This window comes from Streptomyces sp. NPDC048106 (assembly GCF_040706415.1).
Classification (GTDB): domain Bacteria; phylum Actinomycetota; class Actinomycetes; order Streptomycetales; family Streptomycetaceae; genus Streptomyces.
This window is the reverse complement of the sequence record NZ_JBEZND010000035.1, coordinates 81,741-96,791: the sequence shown is the minus strand read 5'-3', so window position 1 is coordinate 96,791 and position 15,051 is coordinate 81,741. Positions and strand designations below refer to the sequence as shown.

At 71.2% G+C, this 15,051-nt stretch carries 13 protein-coding genes; 4 read left to right on the top strand and 9 right to left on the bottom strand.

Going from position 1 to position 15,051, the window contains the following annotated elements; genetic code table 11:
- Positions 1-99 precede the first annotated feature (99 nt).
- Positions 100-648 carry a cysteine hydrolase family protein gene (locus AB0927_RS29640; protein ID WP_366670828.1) on the bottom strand — a complete coding sequence of 183 codons (549 nt, stop codon included), beginning with the start codon at positions 646-648 and terminating at the stop codon, positions 100-102.
- A 58-nt stretch (positions 649-706) separates the two neighbouring features.
- Here AB0927_RS29640 and AB0927_RS29635 point away from each other — a divergent pair, with 58 nt between their 5' ends.
- Positions 707-1,261 (top strand): GNAT family N-acetyltransferase, encoded by a 555-nt coding sequence (locus AB0927_RS29635; RefSeq protein WP_366670831.1) that lies wholly within the window; start codon positions 707-709, stop codon positions 1,259-1,261.
- Here AB0927_RS29635 and AB0927_RS29630 read toward each other — a convergent pair.
- The 8 genes from AB0927_RS29630 to AB0927_RS29595 all read right to left on the bottom strand — a co-directional run bounded on the left by AB0927_RS29630 (position 1,250) and on the right by AB0927_RS29595 (position 11,738).
- Positions 1,250-2,800, bottom strand: a complete 1,551-nt coding sequence (locus AB0927_RS29630) for a type IV secretory system conjugative DNA transfer family protein (RefSeq protein ID WP_366670827.1) — start codon at positions 2,798-2,800, stop codon at positions 1,250-1,252. The two genes, AB0927_RS29635 and AB0927_RS29630, sit on opposite strands and share 12 nt — an antisense overlap.
- A gap of 14 nt (positions 2,801-2,814) precedes the next feature.
- Positions 2,815-4,227, bottom strand: coding sequence for an ATP-binding protein (locus tag AB0927_RS29625; protein ID WP_366670826.1), 1,413 nt, complete (start codon positions 4,225-4,227; stop codon positions 2,815-2,817).
- A 14-nt stretch (positions 4,228-4,241) separates the two neighbouring features.
- On the bottom strand, positions 4,242-5,801 hold the full coding sequence (locus tag AB0927_RS29620; RefSeq protein ID WP_366670825.1) for an SCO6880 family protein: 1,560 nt from the start codon (positions 5,799-5,801) through the stop codon (positions 4,242-4,244).
- Positions 5,798-7,135, bottom strand: a complete 1,338-nt coding sequence (locus AB0927_RS29615) for a hypothetical protein (protein WP_366670824.1) — start codon at positions 7,133-7,135, stop codon at positions 5,798-5,800. Before AB0927_RS29615 ends, AB0927_RS29620 begins: the two co-directional genes overlap by 4 nt.
- Entirely contained in the window at positions 7,125-7,952 is an 828-nt protein-coding gene (locus tag AB0927_RS29610; protein WP_366670823.1) for a hypothetical protein, read from the bottom strand. Before AB0927_RS29610 ends, AB0927_RS29615 begins: the two co-directional genes overlap by 11 nt.
- A 124-nt stretch (positions 7,953-8,076) precedes the next feature.
- Positions 8,077-8,385 carry a hypothetical protein gene (locus AB0927_RS29605; RefSeq protein WP_014673544.1) on the bottom strand — a complete coding sequence of 103 codons (309 nt, stop codon included), beginning with the start codon at positions 8,383-8,385 and terminating at the stop codon, positions 8,077-8,079.
- Between the two features lie 329 nt (positions 8,386-8,714).
- Positions 8,715-10,013 carry a S53 family peptidase gene (locus AB0927_RS29600; RefSeq protein WP_366670822.1) on the bottom strand — a complete coding sequence of 433 codons (1,299 nt, stop codon included), beginning with the start codon at positions 10,011-10,013 and terminating at the stop codon, positions 8,715-8,717.
- A 381-nt stretch (positions 10,014-10,394) separates the two neighbouring features.
- Positions 10,395-11,738: a S53 family peptidase gene (locus AB0927_RS29595; protein ID WP_366670821.1), complete on the bottom strand. Its 1,344-nt coding sequence runs from the start codon at positions 11,736-11,738 to the stop codon at positions 10,395-10,397.
- Between the two features lie 399 nt (positions 11,739-12,137).
- Here AB0927_RS29595 and AB0927_RS29590 point away from each other — a divergent pair, with 399 nt between their 5' ends.
- The 3 genes from AB0927_RS29590 to AB0927_RS29580 all read left to right on the top strand — a co-directional run bounded on the left by AB0927_RS29590 (position 12,138) and on the right by AB0927_RS29580 (position 14,820).
- Positions 12,138-13,097, top strand: coding sequence for an oxidoreductase (locus tag AB0927_RS29590; RefSeq protein ID WP_366670820.1), 960 nt, complete (start codon positions 12,138-12,140; stop codon positions 13,095-13,097).
- Between the two features lie 13 nt (positions 13,098-13,110).
- On the top strand, positions 13,111-13,899 hold the full coding sequence (locus tag AB0927_RS29585) for an SDR family oxidoreductase (protein WP_366670819.1): 789 nt from the start codon (positions 13,111-13,113) through the stop codon (positions 13,897-13,899).
- A 150-nt stretch (positions 13,900-14,049) separates the two neighbouring features.
- Positions 14,050-14,820: a trypsin-like peptidase domain-containing protein gene (locus tag AB0927_RS29580; RefSeq protein WP_366670818.1), complete on the top strand. Its 771-nt coding sequence runs from the start codon at positions 14,050-14,052 to the stop codon at positions 14,818-14,820.
- The last annotated feature ends 231 nt before the right edge of the window (positions 14,821-15,051 follow it).

Below are 15,051 nucleotides of genomic sequence, written 5' to 3'. Positions count from 1 at the left end.
TGCAGGGGGGACCCTGTGGGAGAGTAGGACGCCGCCGAACAATTTTTGGGGAAACCCCCGCACCTCTGGTGCGGGGGTTTTCTGCGTTCAGGGGAAGTTTCAGAACGTGACGTCCGCCGTCTTCACCGTCCCGGCCTCGCGGCCGGGCGCGGACTGGTTGCTCCAGTACAGATTGGTGTGCGCGATCACCAGCTCCGGGGCCGGGGCACCGTACGCCGTGAGGTCCTCCGTGGTGTGGGCATCGGCGACCAGCGTCGCGTCGTAGCCGCGGACCAGGGCACCGTGCAGCGTGGAGCGGACGCAGCAGTCGGTCTGTGCGCCCGTGACCAGCAGCCGGCCCACCCCGTGCGCGGCGAGGACGGACTCCAGGTCGGTGTCCTCGAAGGAGTCCGGGTAGCCCTTGGCGACGAGGGGCTCGGAGTCGAGGCGCTTCAGTTCGGGGACGTACTCCCAGTCGTCGGTGCCGGGCACCAGGTCATCGTCCTGGTGCTGCACCCACACCACCGGAACACCCGCCGAGCGGGCCTTGTCGAGCAGGGTGTTGATGTTCGCAACGACGCCGTCGAGACCGTGGGAGCCGGTGACGACTCCGTTCTGGACGTCGATGACGAGCAGGGCGGTATGGGGTCGTTCCTGAAGGGTGGTCATGCGGTCAGATTATGGGATGCCGAGGGCGGAGCGCAGCACTACGGTGGCGGGCATGACCATGGTGACCAGCGAAGACTACGACGTACGGGCCATACGCCCCGAGGAGTGGGAGAAGGTGAAGGCGCTGCGGCTGGACGCGCTGCGGGATCCGGCCGCGCCGCTCGCCTTCCTTGAGGGGTACGAGGAGGCGGCCGCGAAGGCGGATCTCTTCTGGCAGGACCGGGCGACCGGTTCGGGCAAGGGGTCGGCGACGGCGCAGCAGTTCATCGCCGAGCTGCCCGACGGGTCGTGGGCCGGTTCGCTGACCGTGCTGATGGAGGAGGCCGGCACCCAGGACTGGGCCGGGTTCCCGGTCGAGCGGCGGCAGGGGCATGTGGTCGGTGTGTACGTGCGGCCCGAGCACCGGGGGAACGGGCTGATCAAGGCGCTGTTCGACGCGGGTGTGGCCTGGGCGTGGGGGCGCGGCGCCGAGCGGGTGCGGCTGCTGGTGCACGAGGCCAACGAGCGGGCCCAGGGCGCCTATCGCAAGGCGGGGTTCGCGCCGAGCGGGGTGCGGGTGCCGTTCGTGAAGGACGAGTCGCAGAGCGAGCTGGAGTTCGTCCTAGACCGTTAGCCCCGGAAGTCCGGGCAGGCCCGGCAGTTCCTGGTGCGGCCAGCGGGCGCGGGCCTGTTCGCGCGAGCGGAGCAGGGCGAGCGTCGGCAGTCCCTGATCGTCCCCGGTGGCCAGCAGGTCCGGGAGCTGGGGGAGGGGGGCGACGGCGGCGATGTCGTCCAGGACCAGGGTGAGTGGTGGGTCGAGCCGACCGGAGGATGACCGTTCGGCCATGCGCCAGCCGTGCTCGACCACGCTGGAGACGAGGGCCGTCAGGAGGGGCATGGCGCCGGGTGTGCTCCTCGGGTCCTCGATGGATTCACCGACTACGTAAAGCGTGCCCCCTTCGTCGGCAAAGGAATCCAAGGCGAGGGCATCGGTTCGGTTGGGGGTGCAGGCCTCGCGGATGTTGACCGTGGAGAGCGCGGCGAGCGCTCTGCCGATCAACTCCTGGGCGATGTCCCGGCGTTCCGGGTGCGCGGTGAGGGCGGCTTCGAGTTCACCGGCGGCTCCGGGGGCGGCCTTGGGGTGGGTGCGCAGGATGCGTACGGCGTCCTGCACCTGGGTGCCCTGGGCCCAGCGGTGGACGTGGCGGACGGTGCGGTTCTCCAGGGCGGCGGCGTGCAGACAGCTGCGCAGGAGGGTGGTCGCGGTGTCCGCCACGGCCTGGTCGATACGGGCGGTGGGGCGCACGGGGGCGAGGAGCGCGGTCGCGCGGTGCAGCGCGGTCTGCTTGTCCTCGCAGCCGGCCGCGGGGGTCCAGTGGAGGCGGGCCGGGGTGTCGCAGCGGTGGGTGGGGTCGTAGAGGTGGGTGGGGCCCAGTTTGGCCCTGGCGTCCTTGGTCTCCGCCCACAGGGACGGGTCCGAGGTGACGACGAGGACGGGGCCGGCCGCGTCCCGCACGGCCTGAACGGCGGCCGTGCGGCGGGTGTCCGCGGGCGCGATCAGGATCTTCTCCCGCCCGCCGAGTCGGGGGCCGTCGGCCGGGTGGTGCGCCGGCGGCTCCGGCGGTGCCGGCTGTTCGACCGCGGCCGCGACCGTGGCCGCGGCCCCGATCGGAGGCTGTGGCAGCTCGTGCCGCTGCACCGGAACCTCGTACCTCTGCGGGGTCTCCACCGGGGCCGGTGTCGGTACCGGGTTCTGCTGGTGTTCCTGCGTCGCCCGTGCCCGTGCTCTCGCTCGGCCCGCCCGCCAGCGGGCCACCGAGCCCAGGACGAACACGGTGAGCACGAACAGGACCATCAGCTGGGCGATGAACAGGCCCCAGAACAGGCCCCAGCCGGAGAGTCCGGCGGCGGGGGCCTCGGGCCAGGCGCCGGCGAGGTCGTGCGGCCGGCTGATCAGGTGGCGCATGGCCAGGGGGGTGCGCAGGAAGGTGACGCCCTGGGGCCAGGCGCCGTGGGCGAAGAGTGCCGCGAGGCCCGTGGCCGTCCACACCAGCACGGTGATGCCGAGGAGGAAGGCGAGGATGCCGAGCAGCAGCCCGTCGGGGATGCCGCCCTGGCCCTGGCTTTCCTGCGGCCGCCGGTTTTCCCGGGGTGCGCGAGCGTCCGGTCTCACCCGTCCGTGCCTCCCTACGCCACCGTCGACTCGGAGTCGCCGAGATGCTGTTCCACGAAGGCCGCGGCCCGCTGCTCCGCTTCCAGTTCGGCGGCGCGCAGGGCGTCGTCCACCGCGTGGTCGCTGGAGGACTCGGTCATCGCGCGGTCGGTGAAGACCAGCGGGCGTTCGGACTCGGTGATGAGGTGTTTGACCACCTGGACATTGCCGTTGACGTCCCAGACCGCGATGCCCGGGGTCAGCGTCGGGATGATCTCGACCGCCCAGCGGGGCAGGCCCAGGACGCGGCCGGTGGCCCGTGCCTCGTCGGCCTTCTGGGCGTAGATCGTCCTGGTGGAGGCCATCTTCAGGATCGCCGCCGCCTCCTTCGCGGCCGCGCCGTCCACCACGTCGGACAGGTGGTGGACGACCGCCACGAAGGACAGGCCGAGGCGTCGGCCGAACTTCAGCAGGCGCTGGAACAGCTGGGCCACGAACGGGCTGTTGATGATGTGCCAGGCCTCTTCGACCAGGAAGATGCGCTTCTTGCGGTCGGGCCGGATCCAGGTGTGCTCCAGCCACACGCCGACGATCGCCATCAGGATGGGCATGGCGATGGAGTTGCGGTCGATGTGCGAGAGGTCGAAGACGATGAGCGGGGCGTCGAGGTCGATGCCGACCGTGGTCGGGCCGTCGAACATGCCGCGCAGGTCACCGTCGACCAGCCGGTCCAGGACCAGGGCGACGTCCAGGCCCCAGGCCCGTACGTCGTCCAGGGCGACGTTCATCGCCTCGGCGGACTCCGGCTCGGGGTGCCGTAGCTGCTCGACGATGTCGGTGAGGACCGGCTGGCGGTCGATGATGGTCTCGTTGACGTAGGAGTGGGCGACCTTGAGGGCGAAGCCCGAGCGCTCGTCCAGGCCGTGGCCCAGCGCCACCTCGATGATGGTGCGCAGCAGCGCGAGCTGGCCGGTGGTGGTGATCGCCGGGTCCAGTGGGTTGAGGCGGATGCCGTGGTTCAGGGCGGCCGTGGGGTCCAGCCGGATCGGCGTTATGCCCAGCTCCTCGGCGATGAGGTTCCACTCGCCGACCCCGTCCTCGCCCTGCGCGTCCAGGACGACGACCTGGCGGTCGCGGAAGCGCAGCTGGCGCAGGACGTAGGTCTTCTCCAGCGCCGACTTGCCGTTGCCGGACTCGCCGAGGACCAGCCAGTGCGGGGCCGGGAGCTGCTGGCCGTAGAGCTGGAAGGGGTCGTAGATGTAGCCCTTGCCGGAGTAGACCTCGCGGCCGATGATGACGCCGGAGTCCCCGAGGCCGGGCGCGGCCGTGGGCAGGTAGACCGCCTGGGCCTGGCCCGTGGAGGTGCGCACCGGCAGCCGGGTCGTCTCCACCTTCCCGAAGAGGAAGGAGGTGAAGGCCTCGGTGAGGACGGACAGCGGATCCCGCATCGGCGAATCAGCCCCTACCTTCGGATGCCGGTGGCGAAAGGAAGTGTGTTCACGAAGGCGCGGTGGTGCTCCCGGTCGCACCACTCCAGCTTGAGGTACGACTTTCCGGCCGAGGCCCTGATCGTCCGCTTGTCGCGGGCGAGGGATTCGGGGGTGCGGGCGGAGACGGTGATGTAGCCGACGAGGTTGACGCCCGCGGCGCCGCTCGCGAGGTCCTCGCCGCGCTGGTCGAGGCGGTTGTGCGCGGCGATGTCGCGGGGGTCGACGGTGCGGTTCATCTTGGCCGCGCGGGAGGCCTCGGCCTCGTCGTTGGTCTTCTCGGTCAGCATGCGTTCGATGGCGACCTCGGTGGGTTCGAGGTCCATGGTGACCGCGACCGTGCGGATGACGTCCGGGGTGTGGACCAGGAGCGGCGCCAGGAAGTTCACGCCGACCGGGGTCATCGGCCACTCCTTGACCCAGGCGGTGGCGTGGCACCAGGGGGCGCGGGTGGTGGACTCGCGGGTCTTGGCCTGGAGGAACGTGGGCTCGGTGGCGTCCAGTTCGGCGGGCCACGCGTTGCGCCGGGTCATCGCCTGGATGTGGTCGATGGGGTGGTCCGGGTCGTACATGGAGTGGATCAGGGAGGCGAGCCGGCCCTGGCCGAGCGGCTGGCGGACGCGGATGTCGGCTTCCTGGAGGCGGGAGCAGATGTCGGTGAGCTCACGGGCCATGACGACGGCGAGCCCGGCGTCGCGGTCGAGCTTGCGGCCGGCCTGGGGGCTGGCGGCGCGGGCCATCGCCTGGGCCTCGGCGGCCAGTTCACGGCTGTAGTGCATGCAGGCGACGAGGTAGGCGCGGTGCTGCTCGCTGCTCGTGGACACCATCGACTGGAGCTGGTCGTAGGACCGCTGGAGCCAGGCCGGGGAGCGGTCGTCGCCGCGCTGGGCGACGTCCTTGGCGTGGGCGTCGGGGTCGGCGGGCAGGGTGCGGGCGAGCATCTGGATCCGGGTGACGAACCCGTCGCCGTTGGCGACGTGCTTGAGCAGGGTGCCGAACCGGTCGACCAGGGCCTCCTGGTCCTCGGAGTCGCGCAGGCCGACGCCGGGGCCCTCGATCTCGATGGCGGCGGTGACGGTCTTGCGGTCGGCGTGCAGCAGTACGGCGATCTCGTCCGGCCCGAAGGGGGCGGCGAGCCAGCTGATGCGGCCGATGCCCGGGGGCGGGCCGATCTCGACCTCCTGGCCGTCGATGCGGGTGCCGGCCTCCATGACGGCCGAGCGGTAGGTGGCGCCGCGCTTGACGGTGCGCTTGTAACTGCGGTTGATCTCGAACCACTTGTAGAAGGTGCGGCGCTTGTACGGCACGTACACCGCGGCGAGCGCGAGCAGCGGGAAGCCCATCAGCAGCACGATCCGCAGCGAGAGGGTCGGCACGAGGAGGCCGCACATCATGCCGAGGAACGCGCCCGCGATGATCAGGGCGATCTCGCCGGACTCGCGGTTGCGGCCGACGATCGCGTTCGGCCGGGCGCGGCCGATGAGATACGTACGGCGGGGCGCGACCGGATGGGACAGGTGGGACTCGGTCGTCAACGCCCTTCACCTCCCGTGCGGTTGTTGCGGTTGTTGCCTGCGTGCGGTGTGTTGACCGGGCTGGGTGCCCGGGGCGCGGGGGTGGCGGAGCCGCCGCTCCCGCCGGGGGTGCGGTTGCCGTGGGCGGTGACGCCGCCGGTGGCGGGGTTGGCCGGGCGGGGGGTGCTGGAGCCGCCGCCGCTCTGTGCCGCGTTGCTGTCGGCGCGGGTGCTGTGGGTCTTGATGCCCTGCGCGACGAGGGTGGCGGGGGAGCTGATGACGGCGGCGGCCTTGCCTTCGGCGCCCTGCATGATGCGGTTGTTGCGGCCGCTCGCGATCTCGTCGCCGAAGCCGGGGACGAAGCGGTAGATCGCGGCGCTGGCGAAGATGGCGAGCAGGATGATCGCGAGGCCGGAGACGACGGCGGAGAAGGCGTCGGGGCCGTTGCCGGAGGAGAGGGCGCCGGCGAGGCCGAGGACGATCACGATCACCGGTTTGACCAGGATCACGGCGATCATGATGCCTGCCCAGCGGCGTACGTGTCCCCACAGGTTCTTGTCGACCAGGCCCGCGTAGACGACGGTGCCGAGGAGGGCGCCGACGTAGAGGAGGGCGGCGCGGATGACCAGCTCCAGCCAGAGGACGCCGGCGGCGAGGATGCTGACCAGGGAGACCACGATCAGCATGATGGGGCCGCCGCCGATGTCGGTGCCCTTGTTCAGGGCGCCGGAGAAGGTGCCGAAGAAGGTGTCGGCCTGGTCGCCGGTGGCTTTCGCCAGTACGTCGGTCACGCTGTCCGTCGCGGAGACGACGGTGTACAGGATCAGGGGGGTGAACGCCGAGGCCATCACCGTCAGCCAGAGGAAGCCGACGGCCTCGGAGATGGCGGTCGTCAACGGCACGCCGCGGACCGCGCGCTTGGCGACCGCGAGGAGCCAGAGCAGGAGCGTGAGGATCGTGGAGGCGGCGAAGACGATGGCGTACTGCTGGAGGAACTTCTGATTGGTGAAGTCGACGTTGGCGGTGTCCTTGACGGCGACGCTGAGCTTCTTGACCGTCCAGGCAGCGGCTTCGGCACAGCCTTTGGCGAGCGAGGACAGGGGGTCCATGGTGGAGGTGTCCGGGACGCTTGCACCTCCCGATCCGCTGGGGGTGTTGCCGCGTTCGCAGTACTTCTTGGCGTCCCCGGTGATGACACCGCAGTTGTACTTGTGTCCCGAGGACGAGGGCGACGGGCTGCCCGAAGGATCGGGAGAGGGGGCGGCGACGGCGCGCGTGGCCAGCAGTACGGCCGTGGTCTGGACGGCTGCCACGATTCCGGCGAGCCTGAGCGCACGTTGCGGGTTACCGGGCATACGTGAACCCTCCGTACTCTTCGATGGCCTTGGAGATCTCGTCGGAGGTGGCGGCCGGGTCGTCGCCGGGCACGGGGGAAGGGCCGTCCTTCTGGGTGTCGGTGGCGATCTTCCAGTCGCCGTCGGACCATCGCAGGTCGAAGGTCCACGTCTTCCATGACGAGGTGACCGGATCGGTCGAGCTGTTGCCGGCCATGCCGATGAGTCCCACGCACCAGACGGCGACCTTGGCGTTGTCGTCCGTGTACTGCTGCACCGTCGCACCGATCGGGCTCACCCGGGAGACGAAGGTGCTGCCCTTGGGCGCGTTGCCGCCCGCGTCGAGGCCCATCTTGGCGAGGAAGTCCGCGGTGTAGGCCTGGTCCATCTCGTCCTGGAGGCGGGCCGCCGCATCCGGGACATACAGGAGTTGCAGCAGCGTGTGGCGGCTGTCCGTCTTGAACATGGCCGTCGACCCCAGCGCGACGGCGTAGTTCGAGGCAGCCGATTGTGCTCCCTGTTCCGAGTGGGCGAATCCCGTCGGCACGCCCATGGACTTCGTGTCCACCGGGCGGGTTCCACTGGCCGATGTCGGAGAAGTCGCAGGCTTGCCCGCCGCGCCGGCCGGCTTGTCGGCAGACGAGTGGTCTCCCCTGTTCGCGAACGCGATGGCTGCGATCAGGAGGACGACCACGCCGACGACCGTGATGAGGCCGCGGGAGGGGGAGCGGGTGGGGCGGCGGGGGGCGCCGCCGTAGGGGTCGTGGTCGGGGAGGCGGGTACGGGTGTGGCCCGTGTCGCCGTAGTCGGAGTAGCCCTGCTCGTCTCCGTGACTCATGCCGTGTACGCCCCCTCCGCCTCGTAGACATACGACGGTAGCCGTGCTGGTTCCCGCGCGGGGGCGGTGTGGTGACTCGACATCAGGGAGACGCAACCTCTAAGGGGAGGGGAACAGGGGTGCGCTAGACCGCCATGCCGTAGACGATGGTGAACAGCGTGCCCAGGGAACCGATGATGAAGACCCCGGTGAGGCCGGCGATGATGAGGCCCTTGCCCTGTTCCGCGCTGAAGGTGTCGCGTAGCGCCGTCGCCCCGATGCGCTGTTTGGCCGCACCCCAGACCGCGATGCCGAGGCAGAGCAGGATGGCCACCGCCATCACCACCTCGATCATCACCTTGGCCTCGTTGCCCAGGCTGCCGAAAGGCCCCCAGTCCGGAGCGATCCCGCCGATGATGGTGTTGATGTCTCCCTTGTCGGCCGCAAAGAGCATGTAAGTCACCGCCCCTGGTGGGTAGTTCCGCGAGCCCTCTGCGGTGTGCAGAGGTCAGGCCTCATTGTCGCCGACAACGTCGCCGTCGTATGTCGACTTGACGTCATTGACTGGCGGGTTTCGTACGAATACCTCGTACGGTCACTCTGTGTATCACGGCAGGTCACCCCGGGCAATGAGGTCCGACCGGAACCTGCCACGTGGTTCCGTCGTTGACCCCCTTTACGAGAAGCCGCTTCGATGGTCTCACGGGCCGGGGGTGGGAAAACGGCCGCAGGCCCCGGCGGCGGACGCCACCGGGACCTGCGGACATGCGGGTTGACGAGAGGTCAGCCGGTGAAGGCCGAGAGGCCCTCGGGGGTGCCGAGGCCGGTCGGGCCGTCGTAGCCCGCGCCGGCGGTGCACAGGTAGCTGGTGGTGCAGGAGCCGTTGCTGCCGCTGGTGACGTCGTTCAGCGCGGAGGTGCCGGCCGACTTGTACGGGAACTGGGCCGGGTAGCTGCTGCTGCTCGGGGTGCCCGCCAGGGCGTAGACACCGGCGATGATCGGCGAGCTGGCGCTGGTGCCGCCGAAGGTGTAGAAGCCGGCGGTGACGCCGTAGGAGTCGTACACCGAGACGCCGGTCGCGGGGTCGGCCACGGCGGAGACGTCCGAGATGGTGCGCTTGGCGCAGCCGGTGTCGGTCTGCCAGGTCGGCTTGGCGTCGTACGCGGAGCAGCCGGAGCCGGTGCCCTCGGTGCTGGAGGTGTTCCAGACCGACTCGGACCAGCCGCGGGTGGTGGAGCTCTTGGACAGGGCGGTGCCGCCGACCGAGGTCACGTACTGGGAGGCGGCCGGGTACTCGGCGCCGTAACCGGCGTCACCGGCGGAGACGGTGATGGCGACGCCCGGGTGGTTGAAGTACGAGGAGTCGTAGCTGGTGTCGGAGGAGGACTCCGAGCCGCCGTAGCTGTTGGAGACGAACTTGGCGCCCAGCTTCACGGCCTCGTTGACCGCGGTGCCGAGGTTGGCCATCGTCGGCGTCTTGGCCTCGACCAGCAGGATGTTGCAGTTCGGGCAGATCGCGGAGGCCATGTCGAGGTCGAGGGAGATCTCCTCGGACCAGCCGGCGTCGTTGGTGGGCAGCGAGGTGGTCGAGCCCGTCTGGCTGACCTGCTTGAAGCAGCCGCTCGCCTTGGTGCAGGCCGGAAGGCCGTAGTACGAGCGGTACTTGGCGAGGTCGGCCTCGGCGTTCGGGTCGTTGTAGGCGTCCACGATCGCTATGGTCTCGCCGGCGCCCTTGGAGGCGGCGGCGGAGGTGAGGCCGTACGCCGACTGGAGGTCGGAGGGGCCGTAGCCGGAGGGCGTCGCGGCCTTGGGGGTGATGCCGTCGGCGGCCTGCTGCTTCTGGAAGGCGGTGAGTCCACCGGTCACCCGAAGCGAGTTGCAGGTGAGTTCGCCCTGGTGCTTGGGGGTCGCACAGGGCGTCTTGGTCCAGGTCGCCTTGGCCGGGGCGGCGGTGGCCGCGTCGGCCTGGACGGCGGTGCCGAGCCCGGCGAGGGCCAGCGCGGCGGTGGCCGCGAAGGCGGTGCCGATGCGGCGCCGGCGGCCGGGGGTGACCGTGGGTCCGTCGGCGGGGGTCGTACGCATGTGCAGCCTCCTGGTGTTCCGGATGTGGGGAAGGAACGGCGATGTCGCTGGTGGGCGCGGTGGTACGACGAAGACGATGGCTTGTTGAGTACGCGACAACAAGAGGGGCAGGGCAACGCTTGGGAATCCTGGGATTCGCCTTACCGATCGTTGCCGAGGTTTTGGCCCAACTCACAGGTGGCGGAGGGGTAAACGGCAGGGTGAGGGGAAAGGCCCGGCGGATGGCGACGGGAGGGTGGCGCAACGGCCGGAGGGCGGATCGCGGCTGGGTGCCGCGATCCGCCCTCCTTCTTTCCCTGCCGCCGAGGGGACCCCACGTCCCCCTCTTTGTCGGCGGCGCCCCGTGACCCGACGGGGTGGTCACCTCCGCGGGTCGGCGGCTCAGCCCGTGAAGGCGGCCGTGCCCTCGGGGGTGCCCAGGCCGGTCGGGCCGTCGTAGCCCGTGCGGGCGGTGCAGAAGTAGCTCGTGGTGCAGGAGCCGTTGCTGCCGCTGGTGACGTCGTTCAGCGCGGTGGTGCCGGCCGACTTGTACGGGAACTGGGCCGGGTAGCTGGTGCTGCTCGGGGTGCCCGCCAGGGCGTAGACCGACGCGATGAGCGGGGAGCTGGCGCTGGTGCCGCCGTAGGTGTTCCAGCCGCTGGCGCCGTAGGTGTCGTAGACGGAGACGCCGGTGGCCGGGTCGGCCACGGCGGAGACGTCCGCGATCATGCGCTTGGCGCAGCCGGTGTCGGTCTGCCAGGTCGGCTTGGCGTCGTAGGCGGAGCAGCCGGAGCCGGTGCCCTCGGTGCTGGAGGTGTTCCAGACCGACTCGGACCAGCCGCGGGTGGTGGTGGCCTTCTTGAGGGCGGTGCCGCCGACGGCGGTCACGTACCGGGAGCCGGCCGGGTACTGGGCGCCGTAGCCGGAGTCGCCCGCGCTGGCCGTGATGACGACGCCCGGGTGGTTGAAGTACGAGGAGTCGTAGCTGGTGTCGGAGGAGGACTCCGAGCCGCCGTAGCTGTTGGAGACGAACTTGGCGCCCAGCTTCACGGCCTCGTTGACCGCGGTGCCGAGGTTGGCCATCGACGCGGTCTTGGCCTCGACCAGCAGGATGTTGCAGTTCGGGCAGGTCGCGCTGACCATGTCGAGGTCGAGCGAGATCTCACCGGCCCAGCCGCTGTCGGCGGCGGGCAGCGAGGTGGTGGAGCCCGTCTGGCTGACCTTCTTGAAGCAGCCGCTGGCCGCCGTGCAGGCGGGCAGGCCGTAGTACGAGCGGTACGCCGCGAGGTCGGAGGCGGCGTTCGGGTCGTCGTAGGCGTCCACGATCGCGACGGTCTCGCCGGCACCCTTGGAGGAGGCGGCGGAGGCGAGGCCGTACGCCGACTGGAGGTCCGAGGGGCCGTAGCCGGTCGGGGTGCTGGAGGTGGCGTCCGGGCTGATCGTCTGGGGCGCGACGCCCTTGATCGCGGCCTGCTTCTCCATGAAGGCGGTGGTGCCACCGGTCACGCGCAGCGCGTCACAGGCGGCGTAGCCCTTCTTCGGGCTCGTGGCACACGCGTTCGTGTACTGCACGTGGGCCTTGGCGACCTGGGTGGCGATCGTCTGGGCGCTGACCTTGTGGGGAGTGGCCGCGTCCGCCTGGGCGGCGGCGCCGAAGCCGGCGAGGGCGAGCGCGGCGGCGGCAGCGGCGGCCGAGCTGACGCGGCGCCATCTGCCCGATATGTGGGGGGTGTTGGTCGTACGCAAGGTACAGCCTCCTGAAAGTGATTGGGCCAGAGGCCTGATGTGGGGGACCACCAGCGTGTTCGCCGGTGGGGGCGGCGGCCCGCGACGACCATCGCTTGTTGAGTACGCGACAACAAGAGACTTTCGGAATCCTGACTTCCGCGTTACCCAAATGCGGCGCCCGGCTTACTGATCAATGACGGTGAGATGGCGCGGAGATGACTGAATCGGCAGGTCAAGTGGGGTCTGCGGAGCAGTGGTTGAGGTCGCTCGGGGCCGCTCGAAGCCCGGAGCCGGGCCGTGCGCCCCGGTGGGGGCGTGCTCCGGTCGCTCGTGCCCTCCTCCACCGCCAGGGCGCCGGTTCCCTCTCCCGCGGGGTTCACTCGGCGCTCTCGCGCGGGTGCTGCCTACATTGAGGTCATGGCTGAGACGACCGGCGCGCGCGGGGCGCGCAAGTGGAACGTGGACCGCATTCCCGACCAGACCGGCCGTACGGCCGTGATCACCGGCGCCAACAGCGGCCTCGGACTGATGACGGCCACGGCGCTGGCCCGGGCGGGCGCGCACGTGGTGTTCGCCGTACGGGACGTCGCGCGGGGCGGTGCCGCCGCGGCGCGGGTGGGCGGCAGCACCGAGGTGCGCCCCCTCGACCTCGCGGATCTGGACTCGGTGCGCGCCTTCGCCGCCGGCTGGGACCGCCCGCTGGACCTGCTGATCAACAACGCGGGCGTGATGATGCTGCCGGAGCAGCGCACCGCGCAGGGTTTCGAGCGGCAGTTCGGGACCAACCACCTCGGGCACTTCGCGCTGACGAACCTGCTGCTGCCGTACGTCACGGACCGCGTGGTCACGGTGGCCTCCTCCGCCCATCGCTGGGGTGATCAGCGCATCCACTTCGAGGACGTGAACCTGCGCGGCCGCTACACCCCGACCCGCGCCTATGCCCAGTCCAAGCTGGCGAACCTCCTGTTCACGCTGGAACTCCAGCGCCGCCTGGCCGAGGCCGGCTCCGGGGTACGGGCCCTCGCCGCCCACCCCGGCTACGCCGCCACCAACCTTCAGAGCCACCATGCGAGCGCCCTGGCCCGGGTCGGTATGGCGGTCGCCAACCGGCTCGTCGCGCAGAGCGACCGGGCGGGCGCCCTGCCCACGCTGTACGCGGCCACCCAGGACCTCCCCGGCGCGGCCTACGTCGGCCCCGACGGACTCGGCGAGGTCCGCGGCGCCCCGGCCCTGGTCGCCCGCAGTACGGCGGCGAGCGATCCGGAGGCGGCGCGGCGGCTGTGGACGCTGTCGGAGGAACTGACCGGGGTGACGTGGAAGGCGGGGACCGGGAACGGGACCGGGAAGGGGAACGGGATCGGGAAGGGGAACGGGTGAACGAGGTGGCCCGGTGAGCGGTGGCGGAGCCGTGAGCGGTGGCGGGCCCGTGACCTTCCGGATCGACGGCCGTACGGCCCTCGTGACGGGGTCGGCGCGCGGCCTGGGCCTGGAGATGGCGCGGGGTCTGGCCGGGGCCGGGGCGCGGGTGGTCCTCAACGGCCGTGACCCGGTGGCCCTCGCGGCGGCGGCCGGGCGGCTGCGGGCGGAGGGCGGGTACGCGGTCACGACCGCCGCGTTCGACGTCACGGACCGGGCGGCCGTGGAGGAGGCGGTCGAGGAGCTGGGCGCTCTCGACATCCTGGTCAACAACGTGGGGCACCGGGACCGGCGGGGCGTGGCGGAGATGACGCCGCAGGAGCTGAATGCGCTGCTCGACGTGGACCTGACCTCGGCGTACGCGCTGAGCCAGGCGATGGCCCGGGGGCTGGCCGCGCGCGGGGTGCCGGGCCGCATCATCAACGTGTCGTCGGTGGTGGGGCAGTTGGGCCGTACGGGTGATGTCGGTTACGCCACCGCGAAGGCGGGTCTCGACGGTCTGACGCGGGCGCTCGCGGCGGACCTCGGCCCGAGCGGTACGACCGTCAACTCGGTGGCGCCGGGCACCTTCGCCACCGAGATCAACGCCGAACTGGCGGCGGACCCCGGCTGGGAGCGCTGGCTGCGGACCCGTACGGCGCTGGGGCGCTGGGGCCGGCCGGAGGAGATCGCCGGGGTCGTGGTGTTCCTGGCGAGCGACGCGGCGTCGTTCATCACCGGGCAGACCATCGCGGTGGACGGCGGGATGACGACGACGTTCTGACGCGGGGTGACCGCGGGGAGGCGGGTGCGGCGGAGGGACAGTAGCGTGGTGCCCGCACCGGCACCGGCACCGGCCATCGGGAGGTTTCCGCAAGGATTCTCAGCGAAGCCGGGGCGGGTTTCTCACCTTCGTGGGACAGAGTGAGGGCTGATGAAGCGCATCTCACGTATCCCGCTCACCTCGCGTCCCGCGTTGCTCGGGGCCGTGGTGATGCTCGCCCTGACCTCCGCGTCCGTGGCCTCCGCCGATGACGGGCCGGGCCCGCTCGGGGTCACCGCGGACGTGGTCGCGTCCGTGCGCGAGGCGCGGGTCGGCGCGCTGTTCGGCGCGGACCGGGCGGGACGGCCGGCCGGATCCCACTTCTGCACGGCGTCGGTGGTGCACAGCCCGCGGGGCGATCTCATCGCCACCGCCGCGCACTGTATGACGGGCGTCGGCGGCGACCTGGTGTTCGTGCCGGGCTACCGCGACGGACGGGCGCCGTACGGGGTGTGGCGGGTGACCCGGCGCTTTCTGCCGGACAGCTGGGCGAGGGACCAGGACGAGGACGGCGACCTCGCGTTCGCGAGGGTGGCCGGGGCGCACGGGCGGACGGTCGAGCAGGTGGTCGGCGGCAACCGCTTCGTCACCGGCGCGACGACCGGTGCCACCGCGGTGACGGTCACCGGCTACCCCGACTCGCGTGAAGTCCCCATCCGCTGCACCAACAAACCCCGCCGCCAGAGCCCCACCCAACAGCGCATCTACTGCCCCTCCTTCACCAGCGGCACCAGCGGCAGCCCCTGGATCAACGGCGACCACCAGGTCGTCGGCGTCCTCGGCGGCCACGAGGAGGGGGGCTCGACGGACGACGTGTCCTACAGCGTGGTGCTGGGCAGGGAGGCGGGGGAGCTGTACCGGGACGCGACGACGGCGGGCTGACCGACGCGCTCGATTCCCGGCGCGCCGACAGGCGTTGGCGGCCTTGCGGGGCCCTCCCGTGCGCCTGTCCAGCGGCGGGCCCGGCCGGTTGCCCCGCCGCTGACGCATGCGCTCGCCTCGCCTGCCCGGCATGAACCTCTGCCTGCCGCGGTAGGGCCCATCCCGAACCGGGGAGGTTCGGACGGGCGTTCTCGTGCTGGGGCGTTGGGACTTCTACACTGCTGTCGGCGG

Bases quoted from the DNA above. Each gene is read 5' to 3' on its own strand.
- AB0927_RS29605 (WP_014673544.1), bottom strand. From the start codon at position 8,385: ATGCTCTTTGCGGCCGACAAGGGAGACATCAACACCATCATCGGCGGG.
- AB0927_RS29590 (WP_366670820.1), top strand. From the start codon at position 12,138: ATGGCTGAGACGACCGGCGCGCGCGGGGCGCGCAAGTGGAACGTGGAC.
- AB0927_RS29600 (WP_366670822.1), bottom strand. From the start codon at position 10,013: ATGCGTACGACCCCCGCCGACGGACCCACGGTCACCCCCGGCCGCCGG.
- AB0927_RS29580 (WP_366670818.1), top strand. From the start codon at position 14,050: ATGAAGCGCATCTCACGTATCCCGCTCACCTCGCGTCCCGCGTTGCTC.
- AB0927_RS29640 (WP_366670828.1), bottom strand. From the start codon at position 648: ATGACCACCCTTCAGGAACGACCCCATACCGCCCTGCTCGTCATCGAC.
- AB0927_RS29635 (WP_366670831.1), top strand. From the start codon at position 707: ATGGTGACCAGCGAAGACTACGACGTACGGGCCATACGCCCCGAGGAG.
- AB0927_RS29625 (WP_366670826.1), bottom strand. From the start codon at position 4,227: ATGCGGGATCCGCTGTCCGTCCTCACCGAGGCCTTCACCTCCTTCCTC.
- AB0927_RS29610 (WP_366670823.1), bottom strand. From the start codon at position 7,952: ATGAGTCACGGAGACGAGCAGGGCTACTCCGACTACGGCGACACGGGC.
- AB0927_RS29615 (WP_366670824.1), bottom strand. From the start codon at position 7,135: ATGCCCGGTAACCCGCAACGTGCGCTCAGGCTCGCCGGAATCGTGGCA.